Here is a 19,004-nt window from a genome sequence, read left to right on the forward strand (position 1 = left end):
AGCATTATGTACAATAAAATTCAACAACATTTACAGCAAGAACTTCAAGATATTAAAGACAATGGTCTTTATAAAACAGAACGTATTATTACATCGGCTCAAGGTGCCGAAATTACTTTAAGCACAGGAGAAACTGTTTTAAATTTTTGTGCCAATAATTATTTGGGGTTATCATCGCATCCAGACGTTATTCAAGCTGCTAAAGATACCATGGACACTCATGGTTTCGGAATGTCTTCAGTGAGGTTTATTTGTGGAACACAAGATATTCATAAAGAATTAGAGCAAAAAATAGCGAATTTCTATCAAACCGAAGACACAATCTTATACGCGGCTGCTTTTGATGCTAATGGCGGTGTTTTTGAACCTTTGCTTGGCGCTGAAGATGCGATTATTTCAGACTCACTAAATCATGCTTCTATTATTGATGGTGTTCGTTTATGTAAAGCCTCAAGATACAGATATGAAAATAGCAACATGGTTGATTTAGAACAACAACTTATTACGGCCAATGAAAACGGAGCGAGATTTAAAATTATTGTCACAGATGGTGTCTTTTCAATGGATGGAGTTGTGGCTCCACTTGATAACATATGTGACTTAGCCGATAAATACGACGCAATGGTAATGGTTGATGAATGTCATGCAGCTGGTTTTATAGGAAAAACAGGTCGTGGAACCCTTGAAGAAAAAGATGTTTTAAATAGAGTAGATATTATCACAGGAACTCTAGGGAAAGCTCTAGGTGGTGCTATGGGTGGTTATACAACAGGCAAAAAAGAAATTATTGATATTCTTCGTCAACGTTCAAGACCTTATTTATTCTCAAACTCACTGGCTCCTGCAATTGTTGGAGCTTCAATTAAGGTGTTTGATATGCTAAGTAACGATACTAGCCTGAGAGATACCTTGGAATGGAACACCAATTATTTTAAAAAAAGAATGAAAGAAGCAGGTTTTGATATTATTGATGGTGATTCTGCTATCGTTCCTGTCATGCTATACGATGCAAAACTGTCACAAAATATGGCAAATATGCTCCTAAAAGAAGGAATTTATGTTATTGGATTCTTTTTTCCTGTAGTTCCAAAAGAAAAAGCAAGAATAAGAGTACAATTATCTTCGGCACACACAAAAGCTCATTTAGATAAGGCTATTCTTGCATTTTCCAAAATTGGAAAGACATTAAATATTATCTAAAAAGGTGCATAACTATCGATGATTAAAAGGAATCAATCAATTTTTTTATATATTTGTCTTTGTTAATAAAATTTAACAACTTACTTTTGTGAACAATTAACACTTAAAATTAAAAACTTTTGAATATGAAAAATCTTAGCAGATTATTGTTAGCTATGTTGCTTGTACTTGGTTATAGCAACGCTAATGCACAAGACAAAAACAATCCTTGGCAAATTACTATTGGAGCAAATGCCGTAGATGCTTTCCCTTCAGGAGATGGTGCTCCTTTTAGTGAGACAATCTTCAGTGAATACTTTAATGTAGGCGATCACTGGAATATTTTACCATCATTATCAACAATCTCAGTATCTAAATACATGGGAGATGGTTTCTCTTTTGGAGTTGCTGGATCTTTAAATAAAATTACCAAATGGGGAGATGCTTCTGTTGATGATTTATCTTATTATGGTGTAGATGGTACTATTAAATATAGTCTTGGAGACATATTAAAATCTAACGTAATCGAGCCTTACTTAGGTATTGGTGGTGGTTACACTTGGGTTGATGAAGTTGGTGCTGGTACATTAAACGGAACCTTAGGTTTTAACTTTTGGTTTAGTGACAATGTTGGTTTAACAATTCAATCAGCTTACAAACATTCATTTGAAGATTACTTAAATACACATTTCCAACATACTGCAGGTATTTCAATTAAATTTGGTGGTACTGATACTGATGGTGATGGTATTTATGACAAAGATGATGCTTGTCCAGATGTTGCAGGTTTAGCAGCTTTCAATGGTTGTCCTGATACAGACGGAGATGGTATTGAAGATAGTAAAGATTCTTGTCCAAACGAAGCTGGTTTAGCTGAATTGAATGGTTGTCCAGATTCTGACGGTGACGGTGTTGCTGATAAAGATGATAACTGTCCTACAGTTGCTGGTTTAAAAGCTTTAGGTGGATGTCCAGATGCTGATGGTGACGGTGTAACTGATGCAGATGATAAATGTGTTGATGTTGCTGGTCCTGCTGCAAATCAAGGATGCCCATGGCCAGATACTGACGGTGACGGTGTATTAGACAAAGATGACAAATGTCCATCTGTTAAAGGTACTGTAGCAAATTCAGGATGTCCTGAAGTTTCAGAAGAAGTTCAAAAAACTTTAAATGAATACGCTAAAACTATCTTATTTGATACTGGTAAATCTAGTATTCAATCTCAATCTGCAGCTGTTTTAGGTGATATTATTAAAATTCTTAAAGAATATCCAACATCTAAATTTACTGTTGAAGGACATACTGATAGTGTAGGTAGTGATAAATTAAACCAAAGATTATCTGATGCTAGAGCTAATGCAGTTAAAGAATACCTAGTTGAAAACGGTATTGACGAATTTAGATTGTCTGCAATTGGATATGGTGAATCTAAACCTATCGATACAAATGCTACTAGAAAAGGTAGAGCTAACAACAGACGTGTTGAAATTAACTTAGCAAAATAATTAATTTTATAAGCTAATAAATAATAAGTTTAAAACGCTTCGGATATCCCGAAGCGTTTTTTATTTTTATGCTATGGCTACCTTTATTTTTGATGTTTTAAAAGATTTGGAAAACAAGCATGCAAACCTTTCTTCTATTACCTTTATTTTACCAAGCAAGAGAGCTGGAGTTTTCTTAAAAAACCAACTGTCTCAAATTGTTAAAGAGACCATTTTTTCTCCTAATATTTTAAGTATTGAAGAATTTGTTGAGGAGATTTCAAAACTCAAAACAATAACCAATACAGATCTTTTATTTGAGTTTTATAACAGTTATATCCATTTGACAAAAAAAGGAGATATTGAGTCTTTTGATGTGTTTTCAAAATGGGCTCAAATTCTTCTTCAGGATTTTAATGAAATAGATAGATATTTAATTCCTCAAAAAAACATTTTTGAATATTTAAGTGATATTCAAGATTTAAAACATTGGTCCTTAGAACCTAATAAAACCGAGTTTGTAAAAAACTATTTATCCTTTTGGAAGAAACTTTTTGACTACTACAACCATTTTACAGAACAATTACTCTCTAAAAAATTAGGCTATCAAGGACTAATTTACCGAGAAGCTGTTAAAAATATAAGGGATTATATTCAACACAATAAAAGCAAGCAGCATATATTTTTGGGTTTTAATGCGCTAAACACCTGCGAAGAAACCATTATTCAAGAATTACTTGAAAGTGGTTTGGCAGATATTTATTGGGATATTGATAATACGTTTATAAATAATCCTGTTCACGATGCTGGCTTATTTACAAGATTGCACAAAAAAAACTGGCCTTATTTTAAAACTAATTCGTTCAATTGGGTGACTGAAAACTATACGAAAGACAAAAGCATCTCAGTATACGGAATCCCGAAAAATGTTGGTCAAGCAAAATATATTGGAGTTCTTCTAAACCAGTTAAAAACAAAACAAAATTCTTTAAGTAATACTGCCGTTGTTTTAGGAGATGAAAATTTACTGATTCCCATTTTAAATTCGTTACCATCAAACATAGAGACCTTAAATATAACTATGGGGTTTCCATTAAAGTCCATTCCACTAGCGTCTTTATTTGAACACTTATTTCATATTCATAAAACCTCGAACAAGTCGTTTTATTACAAAGATGTTATTAACCTGATATCACATCAGTTTGTTAGACCCTTATTTTATGCGGATGGAAATGATTATTCATCAACAATTATTGAAACTGTTAATGATAATAATCTCATTTATATTACAATCGAGCAATTAAGAGCAATCACAGATTCCGCAAAAAATAACCTTATAGATATCTTATTTAATCATTGGGATACAAGCATTGATAACGCCTTAAACAATTGCTCACAACTCATCCTTAATATAAAATCACATTTAGATGAAAACAAATCGTCTAATTTATTGTCATTAGAATATTTATTCCGTTTTAACGAATTGTTCAATGAACTTTCAAGACTAAACTCAACATATAATCATATTAAAGATGTGTCAACATTACACAGCATTTATAAAGAATTATTAAGCTCTGAAACATTAGATTTTCAAGGCGAACCTTTACAAGGTTTACAAATTATGGGTATGTTAGAATCTCGCGTATTAGATTTTGAAACTGTTATTATTTCTTCTGTAAATGAAGGTATTCTTCCTGCAGGAAAAAGCACTAATTCTTTTATTCCTTTTGACGTTAAAATAGAAAATAACTTACCTACCTATAAAGAAAAAGATGCCGTTTATACGTATCATTTTTACAGACTCTTGCAACGTGCTAAAACGGTTATTATTTTATACAATACGGAGGCTGATGTATTAACTGGAGGCGAGAAAAGTAGATTTATTACACAGTTAGAAGTTGAAGGAATACATCAGGTTAATCATGAAATAATAACACCAAAAGTACCAATTATTAATCCAGCTTTAAAAACTGTTAAAAAAACACCAGCCGTTATAGAGACTCTGATTCAAATTGCTGAAAAAGGATTTTCTCCATCATCCTTAACTAGTTACATCAGAAACCCCATCGATTTTTATTATCAAAAGGTTTTAAAGATTAAAGAACATGATGATGTTGAAGAAACAGTAGCTGCAAACACACTTGGAACCGTTATACACAATACCCTTGAAGATTTTTATAAGCCTTTAATAGGCAGATATTTAACCGTTGACACTATTAAAAATATGAAATCGCTCATCACAAAAACGGTGACACATCATTTTAAATCAGTTTATAAAGAAGGTGACCTATCAAAAGGGAAAAACTTAATTGTTTTTGAAATTGCAAAACGATATGTATCAAACTTTTTACAATTAGAAATTGAGGATATTAAACAAGGTAATCAAATAAAAATAGTTGCTATTGAATTAGAGAACAACATTAGAATTAGTATTCCTGAGCTAAATTTTCCTATAAAAATCATTGGTAAAATTGATAGAGTTGATGAATACAATGGTATTACCAGAATTATAGACTATAAAAGTGGAAACGTAACCCAAGGAGACGTTGAAATTGTAAATTGGGAAGATATTGCAAGCGATTATAAAAAATACAGCAAATCGTTTCAAATACTCACCTATGCGCTTATGATGCAACAGTCTGGACTAATAAACCTCCCTGTTGAAGCAGGCATAGTATCCTTCAAAAATCTAAAATCTGGATTTTTAAAGTTTTCTAAAAAAGATAAACCTGGATCTTATGCAAAAAAAGAAACTTTAATTACAGAAGAAACTCTTGATAATTTTACATCAGAATTAAAAAAACTTATCTTAGAAATTTGTAATGCTGATATTCCATTTACTGAAAAAGACCTATAACTTATGATTAAAAACAGCACCATTATTCAAGGTAACGATGAAAAGTCAATTTTAATTGACTGCACTTATATTTCAGATGACCAACCAAAACCTATTGTAATATTTTGCCATGGTTACAAAGGATTTAAAGATTGGGGTGCATGGAATTTAATGGCGAATAAATTTGCTGAAGCAGGGTTTTATTTTGTTAAATTCAATTTTTCATACAATGGAGGCACCATAGAACAACCCATAGATTTCCCAGATTTAGAAGCCTTCGGACATAACAATTACATCAAGGAATTAGATGATTTAAACGCTGTTATTGATTGGGTTACTTCAAATTCTGATATTAAAAAAGAAGCTGATACAAGTAATATCAACTTGATTGGACACAGCAGAGGTGGTGGTATCGTTTTAATTAAAGCAGAAGAAGATTCCCGAATAAAAAAAGTGATTAGTTTAGCTGGAGTTAGTGATTATAAAATTAGGTTCCCTAAAGGAAATCATTTTGATACTTGGAAAAAGGAAGGTGTTTATTACGTTGAAAACGGCAGGACAAAGCAGCAAATGCCTCATTATTTCCAATTTTATAAAAACTTTATGGAGAATGAAGAGCGATTAACTATTAAACGAGCTATACAACATTTAAATATTCCACATTTAATAATTCACGGAAATGCAGACACTAGTGTTTCTATGGAAGAAGCAAAACGTTTGCATGAATGGAACCCAAAAAGTAAACTAGAAATTATTGATGGAGCCAATCATGTCTTTGGAGCATCTCACCCGTGGTCCTCAGAAGAACTCCCGAAAGACTTGGAACACGTTATTAAATTGTCAACTACTTTTTTTAATAATTAATTAAAAATAAAAAGCAACGCAAATACGTTGCTTTTTATTGTGGAGAAGATCGGGCTCGAACCGACGACCTCTTGACTGCCAGTCAAGCGCTCTAGCCAACTGAGCTACATCCCCAAAAAATTATTTTAATCCGCTTAAAACCAACACTGGAATATCGCTAGAAAAATCTCTTTTCAAAATTACATTCTTTTCCCATTTTTTAGCAAAAAAACCTCTTTTTCTTCTCACCACGCAAAGCATATCTGGATTATGCGACTCATAGTGTCTTAAAACACCTTGAAAAGTTGTGGCGTTTTCGGTTTTTAAAACATCATCAACTAAAGCTTCTAATTCGTCGTTAACATCAAAATCGCCTTCATTATGAAACGGTGTTTTAACTAATAATAAGCTTATTTTAGTCTTAAACTTTTCTCTAAAATATTTAACAGGATCTAAAGCATTCTCTTTTTTAATTATAGCAGATTTCATTGCCATTAACATATTTTTTATAGGCTTAAACGTATAGTTTTCAGGCACTATTAAGGTTGCTGGCCCATTCATTTGCTTTATAATTTTACCCGATGTTTTTCCTAAAAACACTTCGTCATTAATCGAATTTGTTCTGGGCTCTATCAAAATCAAATCGATATTGGCTACTTTAGAAACTAACTCCAGAACATCTACAATTTTACCTTTTAAAGCCTTTGTAATAACTTCAACATTTTTAGTGTCAATTTTAGACATAAGATCATCTAAAAAATCCTTGCTTTCACGCTCTATGATATGATCTAAATTAAGAATCGTTCCTGCCTTAGAAAATACTTTATACACATGAACAACATAAAGCTTAGCTCCAAAAGCTTCCGCAAAATCAACAGCATATTGCAAGTGACTAATCGTATTTGGTGAAGTTCCAACTGGTACTAATATATTTTTCATAAGTAAAATTTTAATAGACTAAATTTATTGCAAAAGTAAATAATTAAATGATGCATTATGAAACATATTATAATATTAATAGTATTTTCGAATTCAAAAAATATCCAGACCTGCATTAAATAAAGTCCTGAAAATATGCATTAAACACATTTTATTGTATAGATAAACACTATGAATTCAGACATAAGTTTAAAAAATATTAATAGGTTAGCTGTTCCTGCTTTAATATCGGGAATTTCTGAGCCTATTATATCATTAACCGATGCAGCTATTGTTGGTAACATTCATATAAATGCAACAGAATCTTTAGCAGCAGTGGGCATAGTAGGTACTTTTTTATCAATGCTAATCTGGGTTTTGGGACAAACCAGAAGCGCAATTTCTTCTATTGTTTCTCAATATGTTGGAGCTAATAACTTAAATAAAGTTAAAAACCTTCCGGCTCAAGCCATTTTTATAATTACCTCCATTAGTATTTTGATTATTGTAGGTACCTATCCTTTTGCTCATTCTATTTTTAAACTCTATAATGCTTCAGATTTAATTTTAGATTATAGTGTTATATATTACAAAATACGTGTCTTTGGATTCCCTTTTACCCTTTTTACTTTTGCCATTTTTGGTTCTTTCAGAGGGTTGCAAAATACGTATTATCCCATGATTATATCAATTTTCGGTGCCGTTATTAATATCGTTTTAGATGTTATTTTAGTATATGGTATTAACGGTCTTTTTGAACCGATGAATATTAAAGGAGCTGCCTATGCAAGTTTGTGTTCACAAATAATTATGGCTATTAGTGCTGCTTACTTTTTACTTAAAAAAACGCCTATTTCTTTAAAAGTAACCTTTCCTTTTAACAAAGAGATGAAACGATTTGTTCTTATGATTCTTAATCTATTTGTAAGAACTATTGCCTTAAATGTCACCTTATACTTAGCCAGTGCTTTTGCTACAAGTTATGGAGCAGAGTATATTGCCGCATACACCATTGCTATTAACCTTTGGTTTTTAGGTGCTTTTATTATTGATGGTTATGCTAGTGCTGGAAATATTCTATCTGGTAAATTATATGGCGCTAAAGCGTATAATTTATTAATTCAACTAAGTAATCAACTTATAAAATATGGTATCATTGTAGGAACCATATCGGCTATTGTAGGTGCTATTTTATATATTCCGATTGGATATATTTTTACTTCCGATCCAAAAGTTCTTGCTGCTTTTTACGATATTTTTTGGATCGTTTTAATCATGCAACCTCTTTGTGCGTTAGCTTTTATATTTGATGGCATGTTTAAAGGCCTTGGCATGATGAAATATCTTAGAAATGTCTTGTTACTTGCTACATTTCTTGTTTTTGTTCCTATCTTATTTTGGTTAGATACGTTAGACTATAAACTTTATGCAATTTTTATTGCGCTTACCGTTTGGATAATTGCCAGAGGCATTCCTTTAATTATAAAATTTAGGCGCTTGTTTTTACCACTAATATAAAACCACTAACTTTGAAAACTAATTCTTAGGCACTATGTTATTTCTATCCTTTATTCAAGATATTAAAATCGAAGATAAAATTAAAAGTGCCCCAAATTCTAATTACGAGATAGGGGTTTTTATAGGCTCTATGCTACCTTTTATATTATTGGTAACAGCAGCCTATTTAATTTATAGGTATAATAAAAAAAGACAAAACAGGTAAGTAATGAGTATTTTAAATCTTTTAAGCGGAAATGGTTTATTTTTAATTCTAGCCTTAGCGCTCATCGTAATTTATGTGGTTAACCGAATAAAAAAACGGTAGTTATCTAGTTTTTAACCATCCGGTAATACTTAGCCGCTCCTTATTAACAGGCTTTACTTCGTGTTCTATGAGTTGGCTTTCAAAAATAACAACTCTACCCGGAATAGGATAAATAACCTTTTCTACAGGCTTGTTGTTTTCATTTAAATATAACACCAATTCACCTCCGTTTTCTGGTAGCCAGCCATCTTCGTTTAAATAACACACAAACGACAATTTTCTCCTATCATCATTTTCAAAAGTATCTATATGACGTTTATAAAACGTGCCCTGCGGATATAAAGCATAGTGAAACTCCTTATGTAAAATCCCCATAAAGCAGGTTCTGTTTAAATAGGCAATTAAATCGTTAATCTTATTAAAAAAAAGTAATTCAGACGCATCATTTTTGGTTTCGTCAATCCATAAAATAACATCACCTCTAATAGACTTTACTATCGTTTCATTTAGCTTATTACCTATGGCTGCTTTTTTAAAGGTATCTTTTTCGTGTTTTTCTATTAAGGATTGCCGCAATAAATTGGTTTCTTCATCAGTAAAAAAACTATCAACAATACTATATTTTTTAGAAGAAATATCGTCTATTATGGTTTCATAAAGCGGGTTTTCAACAAAGCCAATAGCTTCAAAAAGCTTACTCATATTTAAAAAAAATAAAATGAAACTATTCCTGCCTTCTGTAAAAGCGAGCAAATGTAATCTAAAAAGCAATTCCTTTTACAAAATGAATATCTTTGCACTTTAATAATTCTACTATGAGCAATATTCGCATTACAAAACAATTTTCTTTCGAAACAGGTCATGCCCTTTACGGTTATGATGGTAAATGCAAAAATGTACACGGACACAGTTATAAACTTTCGGTAACCGTTATTGGAAAACCTATCACCGATAACAAAAATGTTAAGTACGGTATGGTGATTGATTTTGGAGATTTGAAAAAAATCGTCAAAGAAGAAATTGTAAACGTGTTCGATCATGCAACCGTTTTTAATCAAAACACACCACATGTTGAACTTGCCAAAGAACTTGAAATTAGAGGACACAACGTTCTTTTAGTTGATTACCAGCCAACTAGTGAAATGATGGTCATTGATTTTTCAAAAAAAATTAAGAGTCGTTTACCAAATCACATTAAACTACATTCTTTAAAGCTTCAAGAAACCGATTCTTCCTATGCAGAATGGTTTGAATACGATAACATTTAGGGCGTTACCCAAGGGTCGGGCTGTCGGTAGTCGCTCTCTGCGAGGAGCTCCAACAATACCTCCATCCCTAACGCATTATGTAGCCTCAGCCATTTTAACCAAGAATCATAATAGCAAAATGCTTCAACTAAAACATATTCCTATCTAAAAAAAGAGATTCTGCCTTCATAGGATTTAATTATATTTACAACATGCAAATTCCAAAAGGAAAAAAAATATACTTTGCCTCCGATAATCATCTTGGAGCACCAACTGCAGAAGCATCACTACCTCGCGAAAAGAAATTTGTTGCTTGGTTAGATGAGGTAAAACAAGATGCCGCGGCTATTTTTCTTTTAGGTGATTTGTTCGATTTCTGGTTTGAATACAAAACCGTTGTTCCCAAAGGATTTACAAGAACCTTGGGCAAACTAGCTGAAATTAGTGATTCTGGTATTCCTATTTACTTTTTTGTCGGCAACCATGATATGTGGATGGCTGATTATTTTAAAACAGAATTAAATATTCCTGTTTATCATAAACCAAAAGAATTTCTATTAAATAATACCTTGTTTTATATAGGGCATGGCGACGGTTTAGGGCCTGAAGACAAAGGGTATAAACGCATGAAAAAAGTGTTTACCAATCCATTTTTTAAATGGTTGTTTAGATGGTTACATCCTGATATTGGTATGCGAATTGCTCAATATTTATCGGTAAAAAACAAATTAATTTCTGGTGATGATGATGCTAAATTTCTTGGGGAAGAAAACGAGTGGCTAGCTCAATACAGTAAAAAGAAGTTAGAAGAAAAACACCGTGATATTTTTGTGTTTGGTCATCGCCATTTACCATTAGAGATCACCCTTTCCAATAACTCCAAATACATTAATCTTGGAGATTGGATTCAATATTATACCTATGGTGTTTTTGATGGAGAATCTTTTGAGTTAAAAAAATATTAATCTTCTTTTTCGTGGGCTTCAATATCTTTAGTAAGATCTAGTTTTCTAAATGATGGTAGTACTAATCCTGTTGTAACTACTGTAATTAAGGTCATTGTTCCTCCAAAAACTACAGCGGTAACAGTTCCCATAAGTTTTGCGGTTAAGCCGCTTTCAAAAGCTCCAAGTTCATTCGATGATCCTACAAACATCGAGTTTACAGAAGCTACGCGTCCGCGCATATTGTCTGGTGTTTTTATTTGTAAAATGGTTTGCCTAATCACCATGGAAATACCATCGGTCACACCACTAAAAAATAAGGCCATTACCGAAATCCAGAATATTGAAGACAATCCGAAAACAATAATACAAACCCCAAATCCAAAAATAGCACCTAAAAGTTTCATCCCTGCATTTTTACTAATAGGAATATATGCTGTAATCAGCATGGTCAAAAAAGCGCCCACAGCTGGAGCTGCTCTTAAAATGCCAAACCCTTCTGATCCCACCTTTAAAATATCTTGCGCAAATACTGGTAGCAACGCAACGGCTCCTCCAAATAAAACAGCAATCATATCTAAGGTTAAAGCTCCCAAAATTGCTTTTGTTTTAAAAACAAAACGAACACCTTCTTTTAAACTTTCAATAATAGGTTCTCCTAATTTTGGATTCAAAATGGGTTTTTTCTTAATCTGCAATAGAATGATTAATGACAAAATAACCAAACTAAAAATAATACAAAGCGACCAATGTACTCCAATCCATCCAATTGCAAACCCTGCAAATGCAGGTCCTAAAACCGATGCCATTTGCCATGTAGAACTGCTCCAAGTGGCAGCATTAGGATATAATTTTTTAGGAACAATAAGCGCAATTAGTGAAAAAATGGTAGGACCAAAAAAAGAACGTAAAAATCCTCCGAAAAAAACCAATGCATATATAGAGTATAAAATAGTTTTAGTTGACCACGTTGAAACTATAACGGGCCAAGTGAGTAAAAACAGTCCCAAACTAATCAACGAAAAAGCGGCAAGACATATGGCTAATAGATTTCGTTTTTCTCTTTGATCTACAATATGGCCAGCAAATAAGGCCATGGAAAGGGCTGGAATAATCTCCATTAAACCAATTACCCCTAACGATAACGGATCTTTGGTAATGCTATATACTTGCCATTCTATCACAATAAATTGCATAGACCAGCCAAATACTAACACAAATCGCAACAATAAAAAAATCTTGAATTCTTTGATTCTTAAAGCGGCATAAGGATCCTTACTCGTTAACTTCTTCATCTATACCCTTAATATCTCTCAATTTAAGTTGTAAACTAACATGTCCTTGCCATTCGTTTTCATCTATAGAATAGACCGCTTTAAACACTTTTTTATCTGAAATTAAACCATACTTATCTCCCATTCCGAAACCTATACCCACAATACTATTTGATTCTCCTTGTTTTACGGTCATTCTTAAATGTGTTTTATCCTCTCCCACACATTTTCCATAGCCAGTATCTGTTAGATTCTCAGTCATAAAAATTGGAGTCATATTTTCGGGGCCAAAAGGAGCAAATTGTTTTAGTATTCTATAAAACTTTGACGTGATATCCTTTAAGTCAATTTTAGCATCAATCTTAATTTCTGGAATTAATAACGACCTGTCTATAGTCTTCGATACCTCATCTTCAAAAGCCTGTTTAAAAGCTTCATAATTTTCTTCTTTAAGCGTTAATCCTGCAGCATATTTATGACCACCAAACTGTTCGATATGTTCGCTGCACGCTTCCAAAACATTATATATATCAAAATCTCTTACAGACCTTGCTGATGCTGCTAATTTATCCCCACTTCTGGTAAATACTAATGTGGGTCTATAGTACGTTTCGGTTAATCTGGAGGCAACAATACCAATAACGCCTTTATGCCAATCTTCTTGATAAACAACCGTAGTTAGATTGTTTTCTTCCTTATTTGTTACTATTTGTTTTAATGCTTCTTCAGTGATACGCTTGTCTTCTTCTCGTCTATCTGAATTATAATCATCAATTTCAGCGGCATACTGTTGCGCATTTTCATACTCTTCTTCAACTAATAAGGTAACTGCATAATTTCCATGCTTCATTCTACCTGCGGCATTAATTCTTGGTGCGACCACAAAAACAACATCGGTAATGGTAAGCTCTGTTTTATTGACTTGCTCAAGAATGGCTTTTATTCCAGGTCTCGGATTGATATTAATTACTTGTAATCCGTAATAAGCCAGCACTCTGTTTTCTCCAGTAATGGGAACAATATCGGCACCAATGGCCGTGGCCACTAAATCGAGATAAGATACCAAATTATCAACCGTTTGGCCTTGTTTTGACGCTAATGCCTGTATCAATTTAAACCCAACACCACATCCGCATAATTCTTTATAAGGATACGAACAATCGTCTTGTTTCGCGTCTAAAACAGCGACTGCATCTGGTACTTCTACTCCTGGTCTATGATGGTCGCAAATAATAAAATCTATCCCTTTTTCTTTTGCAAAAGCTACTTTATCGACCGCTTTAATACCACAATCTAAAGCAATAATAAGAGTAAAATCGTTCTCTAAAGCAAAATTAATTCCTTTATATGAAATGCCATATCCTTCATCATATCTATTGGGAATATAGGTATAAACTAAAGGATAATTAGTTTTTAAATACGACGCCATTAACGCCACAGATGTGGTGCCATCAACATCATAATCACCAAAAACCAAGATATTTTCTTGGTTGGCCATTGCTTTTTCAATACGCGCTACCGCTTTATCCATATCTTTCATTAAGAATGGATCATGCAAATCGTCTAAACTTGGTCTGAAAAATTTCTTAGCCTCATCATAGGTTTCTATGCCTCTTTCTAAAAGCAGAGTCGCTGTAATAGCATCTACTTGAAGCGCATTTTGTAAAGCTTCAATTTTTTTAGATTCTGGTTGCGATTTAAGTGTCCAGCGCATAACAAAACTTGATTTACAGACTATTTTTTATGAAAATGTGTTTCTATTTTTAATTCTGAAAACTGGCGAAACATCTCCATAACACCACAGTATTTTTCAACCGATAAATCAACGGCGCGTTGAAGCTTACTTTCGTTAAGGTCTGTTCCAAAAAAATGAAATGCCATAGTTACTTTATCATAAAATTTTGGATGCTCTTCTGTAAGATCAGCATCTATTTCAATTTTAAAATCATCAACTTCCAGCTTCATTTTCTTTATCAGTGCCGCCACATCTAAACCTGAACATCCAGCAAGTGCAGATAGCATCAACGCTTTAGGGCGATACCCTTCCCCTTGTCCGTCGTTTTCTGGCCCTGCATCAATAAACAGATTATGTCCTGACGGATTAGTGCTTTCAAACTTCATGCCACCTAACCACGTTGTCGTAATATGATTTGTCATTTTCTGAATTGTTTTTTGTTATTGTCAAAAATACTATATATAAATTTAAACAATTTCAACACTTTATATATAATTATAAATTAATACCTTTAATTTGTTATTTAAACACTGACTCTCTGTTTCTTATTAAAAAAACTAATATCCTTTAAAATGAAAATTTTAACATTCTGCTTTAGCCTTTTATTTCTGTTGTCTTGCGACACTTCAAAAAAAATTATTTCTAAACCCATTATCTTTGATGATTTGCGTACTCAATTAACGTTAGAATATCTAGCGAACCACTATGGATTACATCAAGAAAAACCTACCATAACGCCCATAATGATTGTTTTACATTGGACAGCTATTCCTACCTTAGAAAAAACATTTGAAGCTTTTAATAGTCCTACATTATCAAACTCGAGACCAGATATTAAATCGGTAAGCGCCTTAAATGTGTCTTCGCAATTTGTTGTAGACCAAGATGGTACTATTTACCGTTTAATGCCCGAAACCACTATGGCCAGACATGTAATTGGTTTAAACCATTGTGCTATTGGTGTAGAAAATGTAGGAGGAACAAAAGACAAACCGTTAACCGAAGCTCAAATTAAAGCCAATATTTGGTTAGTAAAATACCTTGCCAAAAAATATGATATCGACTATTTAATTGGGCATTACGAATACACAAATTTTGAAGGAACCGATTTATGGTTAGAAAAAGATGCTGGTTACCGAACTGAAAAAACAGATCCCGGAGAAGACTTTTTAAACGCTGTAAAAGAAGGTACTAAAGAACTTCATTTAAAATATGCACCAAAAAAAACAATTAATTAATATGACACGCATTTTAAAACTGTTCCTCTTATTATTTACAACAACTGTTGTCAGTCAAAATAATGATATTACTTCAAAATTATACGAAACATATAACACCTACAAAGAGACAAGTCTAGGTGAACGGCGCATAAAACATACCGACATTCAGCCATTAATTGATAGGCTTAAAGAAAATTCAAAATACACTATAAAAAAGGTAGGACAATCTATTGAAGGGAGAGATTTAAGCTTGATAAGTATTGGCTCAGGAAAAACGAATGTCCTTTTATGGTCTCAAATGCACGGCGATGAACCCACAGCAACACAAGCCATTTTTGATATTTTTAATTTTTTGAATGGTTCTGAATTTTCAGATGAAAAAGAAGCCATATTAAGCAATTTAACGCTTCATTTTTTACCTATGTTAAATCCTGATGGCGCAGAAAATTTCACAAGGCGAAATGCATTAGGCGTTGATATTAATAGAGATGCTGTAAGATTAGAATCGCCAGAAAGTAAAACCTTAAAACGTGTTAGAGACAGCCTAAATGCCGATTTTGGATTTAATTTACATGACCAAAGTATTTATTACAATGCCGAGCGTACCGATAAACCAGCAACCATTTCCTATTTGGCGCCTGCTTATAATTATGAAAAAGACATTAATACGGTCCGTGGCAATGCTATGAAAGTGATTGTGTTTATGAATAGCATCATTCAAAAATACGCGCCAGGACAAGTAGGCAGATATAATGACGATTTTGAACCCAGGGCTTTTGGTGATAACATTCAAAAATGGGGAACAAGTACTATTTTAATTGAATCTGGAGGGTACAAAAACGACGTAGAAAAACAAGAGATAAGACGATTAAACTATGTGTCCATTCTATCAGCCATTTACAGTATTGCTAAAGAAAACTACAAAAACATCTCTATTAAAGAGTATGATAAAATACCTCAGAATGACCGCAAGTTATTTGATTTAAAAATTTTGGGAGCAACCTATACGTTGTTAGATAACAACTATACTATTGATTTAGGAATTAATCATTTAGAAGTAGATAATGAAGATCACTCAGACTATTACAATATAGGAAAGGTTATGGATCAGGGTGATTTATCAACCTATTACGGATACAACACCTTTGATGCTAGTGATTATAGAATTATTGAAGGCAATATATATCCTAAAGTATTTAAATCTATAAAAGACTTATCTGGTTTAGATACTTATGAGCTTTTAAAATCGGGATATACCTATGTACAACTCGAAGAATTACCTAAGGATAAAAAATACACGTCCTTACCAATTAATTTAATTAAAGCAGGAAATAAGACTCCTAAACTTGTTTTAAAACCAGGCGCTAATTCAACTTTTTTATTGCAGAAAAATGATACTATTGACTATGCGGTTATTAATGGATTCTTAATTAATTTAAAGACTAAAGAAAGTCATTTTAAAAATGCACTGATTTACCGATAATAGCTTTTAATAATTATCGCGAAGCCATTCAAAGACCAATTGCATGTGTTTTTTAACTTCATCAGTAGGCTTTCTGTAATGATTATTCATAAAACTAAAAATGAGTGTTTTACCAGAATTTGTAACCAAATAACCACTTAAAGAATAATTGTTTCCAACAGTGCCTGATTTTGCATGAATATAGGGTTTATCACCGCCAGAATAATATTTTTTTAAGGTTCCAGATTCGCCTCCAACAGGAAATAAATTAAATAAACGCTCTTGTGGAATGTCATGATATAACTTTTCAAGAACTTGAACAAACGATGTTGGTGTAAACAAATTATATCGGCTTAACCCAGAGCCATCAACCCATCGAGGTTTTTGTTTTAAGTCTTTTAGTTGATTGTCTAAAACATAATCTCGCATTCGTTTTGAACTCAAGGTATCAGACAAAGTAGAAGATGCCATAATCAGCATTTGTTCTGCTAAAAAATTATCACTTACCAGCAGCATCCGTTTATATAAGGTATCAGATGGAATACTATAGGCTGTATGCTCCAAAGGTTTTCCTGAAAAATTTGATATAGACACTTTTCCAGGTAAAATATCATTCCATAATTTAGAAATTAATGTCGTATCAATAACCATAGGAACTTCTACCGTATCCTTCTCTTTCAAATTATAGAAAAAGGTGTTTTTATTATAACTTCTATATTTTTTTGCAATAGAGTCGATAATATGATTTTTTAAAACACTTGGTGTACTTTGCAAACTATCTTGATTGGTTATTGTAAGCACATTGCCATACATAGGAAAACTAGTTCGTTCTGGACTAAAATAGGTATCGTAATCTTCCCAAGCCCAACCAGGTCCAAATTTATCATCTAATAAATTATCACATATTAAATTAACCTTTTGGTAATGACTAGCCATTTTTAAAGCAGTACTATCATTAAAAAAAGGGTGTAAAAACGCAGGATTACCTGTGCCTTCAATAGTAATCGTATCCTGTTCTATATGATATTTAAATGCAGGTAAGTCCTTAGGTAAAAATTGCAACGCCGTGTATAAAGTAAAAATTTTAGTGTTACTAGCAGGCGTAAAATACCTATCAGCATTATGCTTAAACACCGTGTCTTTGGTTGCTGGATTATAAACTAAAAGCCCTGTAAATTGATTATCATAAAAAGAGGTTTCAATTTTTTTTGTAATGTTTTTAGAAATGTAAGAAGATCTACAGCCGTAAAGAGAAAACATTAATACAATTAAAACAAGGGATTTTCTATACAAAGTCATGCGTTTTAAATTAAATAATTGTTAAATCAAAATCTCTAAAGTCATTAAAAATAGGGTCACTTGGATCAATGTCAGAAATAATAGCGTCAATTTTTTGAATAGGTACGACTGAGTGTCTTTTTACTGACATTATTCTATCGCTAATACACATAACTGCCACATAATTTGAGGCATGTATCATACTTTTCTTGATATGTGAAACCTCCCAATCTGGTTCTGTTAAACCCCGACTAATATCAATACCTTCTGTCCCAATAAAGCAAATATCTGCACTAATATTATATATAAAGTTTACTAAATCGATACCAACTGTTACTTGAGCGGCTTTATTTAATTTACCACCCATAAAAATGACTTCTATTGAAGGGTGATGCGATAGTTGTGCAGCAATGGGAATACTATAGGTATAAACAGTAGCATTAATTTCTGGTGGTATAATTTTAGCTAGTTCCAGGTTAGTTGAACTACCGCTCATAATAATAACTTGGCCGTCCTTAATTAATTTTACAGCTTTTTCTGCGATCTCCTTTTTCTCGTTAATGTCAGCAACACTTCGTTCATCATAAGACAATACTCTATTATCTTTAATTAAAGCGCCTCCATGAACTTTATAAATTAAATCTTTAGATTCTAGCTCTTTTAAATCTCTTCGAATGGTATCTTCTGAAACCAATAATTCTTCACTTAACTTACCTGACAACACCTTTTTACTAATTTTTAACTTATCTAAAATTATTTGATGTCTTTCCTGTTTTAACATAATTCTTACATAATATTTTATAAATATGCGACAAT

The 19,004-nt window shown here is 32.5% G+C and carries 16 protein-coding genes and 1 tRNA gene; 9 read left to right on the forward strand and 8 right to left on the reverse strand.

Features of this window, described 5'->3' with window-relative positions; all coding sequences use genetic code 11:
• The first annotated feature begins 6 nt into the window (after positions 1-6).
• The 4 genes from kbl (at position 7) to G5V56_RS00435 (ending at position 6,366) form a co-directional block, all read left to right on the forward strand.
• Positions 7-1,200, forward strand: a complete 1,194-nt coding sequence (gene kbl, locus G5V56_RS00420; protein ID WP_166959600.1) for a glycine C-acetyltransferase — start codon at positions 7-9, stop codon at positions 1,198-1,200.
• A 125-nt stretch (positions 1,201-1,325) separates the two neighbouring features.
• A complete protein-coding gene (locus G5V56_RS00425; protein ID WP_166959603.1) occupies positions 1,326-2,687 on the forward strand; it encodes an OmpA family protein in 1,362 nt (453 codons plus the stop codon).
• 73 nt (positions 2,688-2,760) lie between these two features.
• Complete coding sequence (locus G5V56_RS00430) at positions 2,761-5,523, forward strand: PD-(D/E)XK nuclease family protein (RefSeq protein WP_166959606.1); 2,763 nt, start codon at positions 2,761-2,763, stop codon at positions 5,521-5,523.
• Between the two features lie 3 nt (positions 5,524-5,526).
• Positions 5,527-6,366, forward strand: coding sequence for an alpha/beta hydrolase family protein (locus G5V56_RS00435; RefSeq protein WP_166959609.1), 840 nt, complete (start codon positions 5,527-5,529; stop codon positions 6,364-6,366).
• Between the two features lie 40 nt (positions 6,367-6,406).
• On the opposite strand, the gene G5V56_RS00440 is transcribed toward G5V56_RS00435, so the two are convergent.
• Together G5V56_RS00440 and G5V56_RS00445 are read right to left on the reverse strand one after the other, a co-directional pair.
• Positions 6,407-6,480: transfer RNA gene (locus G5V56_RS00440), tRNA-Ala, on the reverse strand.
• 6 nt (positions 6,481-6,486) lie between these two features.
• Positions 6,487-7,284, reverse strand: a complete 798-nt coding sequence (locus G5V56_RS00445; RefSeq protein WP_166959612.1) for a universal stress protein — start codon at positions 7,282-7,284, stop codon at positions 6,487-6,489.
• Positions 7,285-7,455: 171 nt separating this feature from the next.
• Between G5V56_RS00445 and G5V56_RS00450 the strand changes: the two genes are divergently transcribed.
• Positions 7,456-8,781 carry an MATE family efflux transporter gene (locus G5V56_RS00450; RefSeq protein ID WP_166959615.1) on the forward strand — a complete coding sequence of 442 codons (1,326 nt, stop codon included), beginning with the start codon at positions 7,456-7,458 and terminating at the stop codon, positions 8,779-8,781.
• Positions 8,782-9,088: 307 nt separating this feature from the next.
• On the opposite strand, the gene G5V56_RS00455 is transcribed toward G5V56_RS00450, so the two are convergent.
• Positions 9,089-9,730, reverse strand: a complete 642-nt coding sequence (locus G5V56_RS00455; protein WP_166959619.1) for a 2OG-Fe(II) oxygenase — start codon at positions 9,728-9,730, stop codon at positions 9,089-9,091.
• A 113-nt stretch (positions 9,731-9,843) separates the two neighbouring features.
• On the opposite strand from G5V56_RS00455, the gene G5V56_RS00460 reads away from it, so the two are divergent.
• Positions 9,844-10,296 (forward strand): 6-pyruvoyl trahydropterin synthase family protein, encoded by a 453-nt coding sequence (locus G5V56_RS00460; protein ID WP_166959622.1) that lies wholly within the window; start codon positions 9,844-9,846, stop codon positions 10,294-10,296.
• A gap of 191 nt (positions 10,297-10,487) precedes the next feature.
• Positions 10,488-11,240, forward strand: a complete 753-nt coding sequence (locus G5V56_RS00465) for a UDP-2,3-diacylglucosamine diphosphatase (RefSeq protein ID WP_166959625.1) — start codon at positions 10,488-10,490, stop codon at positions 11,238-11,240.
• Here G5V56_RS00465 and G5V56_RS00470 read toward each other — a convergent pair.
• From G5V56_RS00470 to G5V56_RS00480, 3 genes are read right to left on the reverse strand one after another with little or no spacing between them, the layout of a single operon-like run.
• Positions 11,237-12,514 (reverse strand): MFS transporter, encoded by a 1,278-nt coding sequence (locus G5V56_RS00470; protein ID WP_166959628.1) that lies wholly within the window; start codon positions 12,512-12,514, stop codon positions 11,237-11,239. The genes G5V56_RS00465 and G5V56_RS00470 overlap by 4 nt on opposite strands.
• Positions 12,495-14,207, reverse strand: a complete 1,713-nt coding sequence (recJ, locus tag G5V56_RS00475) for a single-stranded-DNA-specific exonuclease RecJ (protein ID WP_166959631.1) — start codon at positions 14,205-14,207, stop codon at positions 12,495-12,497. The genes G5V56_RS00470 and recJ overlap by 20 nt, the downstream gene beginning before the upstream one ends.
• 20 nt (positions 14,208-14,227) lie before the next feature.
• Positions 14,228-14,650, reverse strand: a complete 423-nt coding sequence (locus G5V56_RS00480; RefSeq protein WP_166959634.1) for an OsmC family protein — start codon at positions 14,648-14,650, stop codon at positions 14,228-14,230.
• 150 nt (positions 14,651-14,800) lie between these two features.
• Here G5V56_RS00480 and G5V56_RS00485 point away from each other — a divergent pair, with 150 nt between their 5' ends.
• Complete coding sequence (locus G5V56_RS00485; RefSeq protein WP_166959637.1) at positions 14,801-15,466, forward strand: N-acetylmuramoyl-L-alanine amidase; 666 nt, start codon at positions 14,801-14,803, stop codon at positions 15,464-15,466.
• 1 nt (position 15,467) lies between these two features.
• On the forward strand, positions 15,468-16,931 hold the full coding sequence (locus G5V56_RS00490) for a M14 family metallopeptidase (protein ID WP_166959640.1): 1,464 nt from the start codon (positions 15,468-15,470) through the stop codon (positions 16,929-16,931).
• A 6-nt stretch (positions 16,932-16,937) separates the two neighbouring features.
• On the opposite strand, the gene G5V56_RS00495 is transcribed toward G5V56_RS00490, so the two are convergent.
• Together G5V56_RS00495 and G5V56_RS00500 are read right to left on the reverse strand one after the other, a co-directional pair.
• Positions 16,938-18,209 carry a D-alanyl-D-alanine carboxypeptidase gene (locus tag G5V56_RS00495; RefSeq protein WP_166959642.1) on the reverse strand — a complete coding sequence of 424 codons (1,272 nt, stop codon included), beginning with the start codon at positions 18,207-18,209 and terminating at the stop codon, positions 16,938-16,940.
• A gap of 10 nt (positions 18,210-18,219) precedes the next feature.
• Entirely contained in the window at positions 18,220-18,969 is a 750-nt protein-coding gene (locus G5V56_RS00500) for a DeoR/GlpR family DNA-binding transcription regulator (RefSeq protein WP_166959645.1), read from the reverse strand.
• Positions 18,970-19,004: the final 35 nt, after the last annotated feature.

This window comes from Yeosuana marina (assembly GCF_011762485.1).
Classification (GTDB): Bacteria; Bacteroidota; Bacteroidia; order Flavobacteriales; family Flavobacteriaceae; genus Yeosuana; species Yeosuana marina.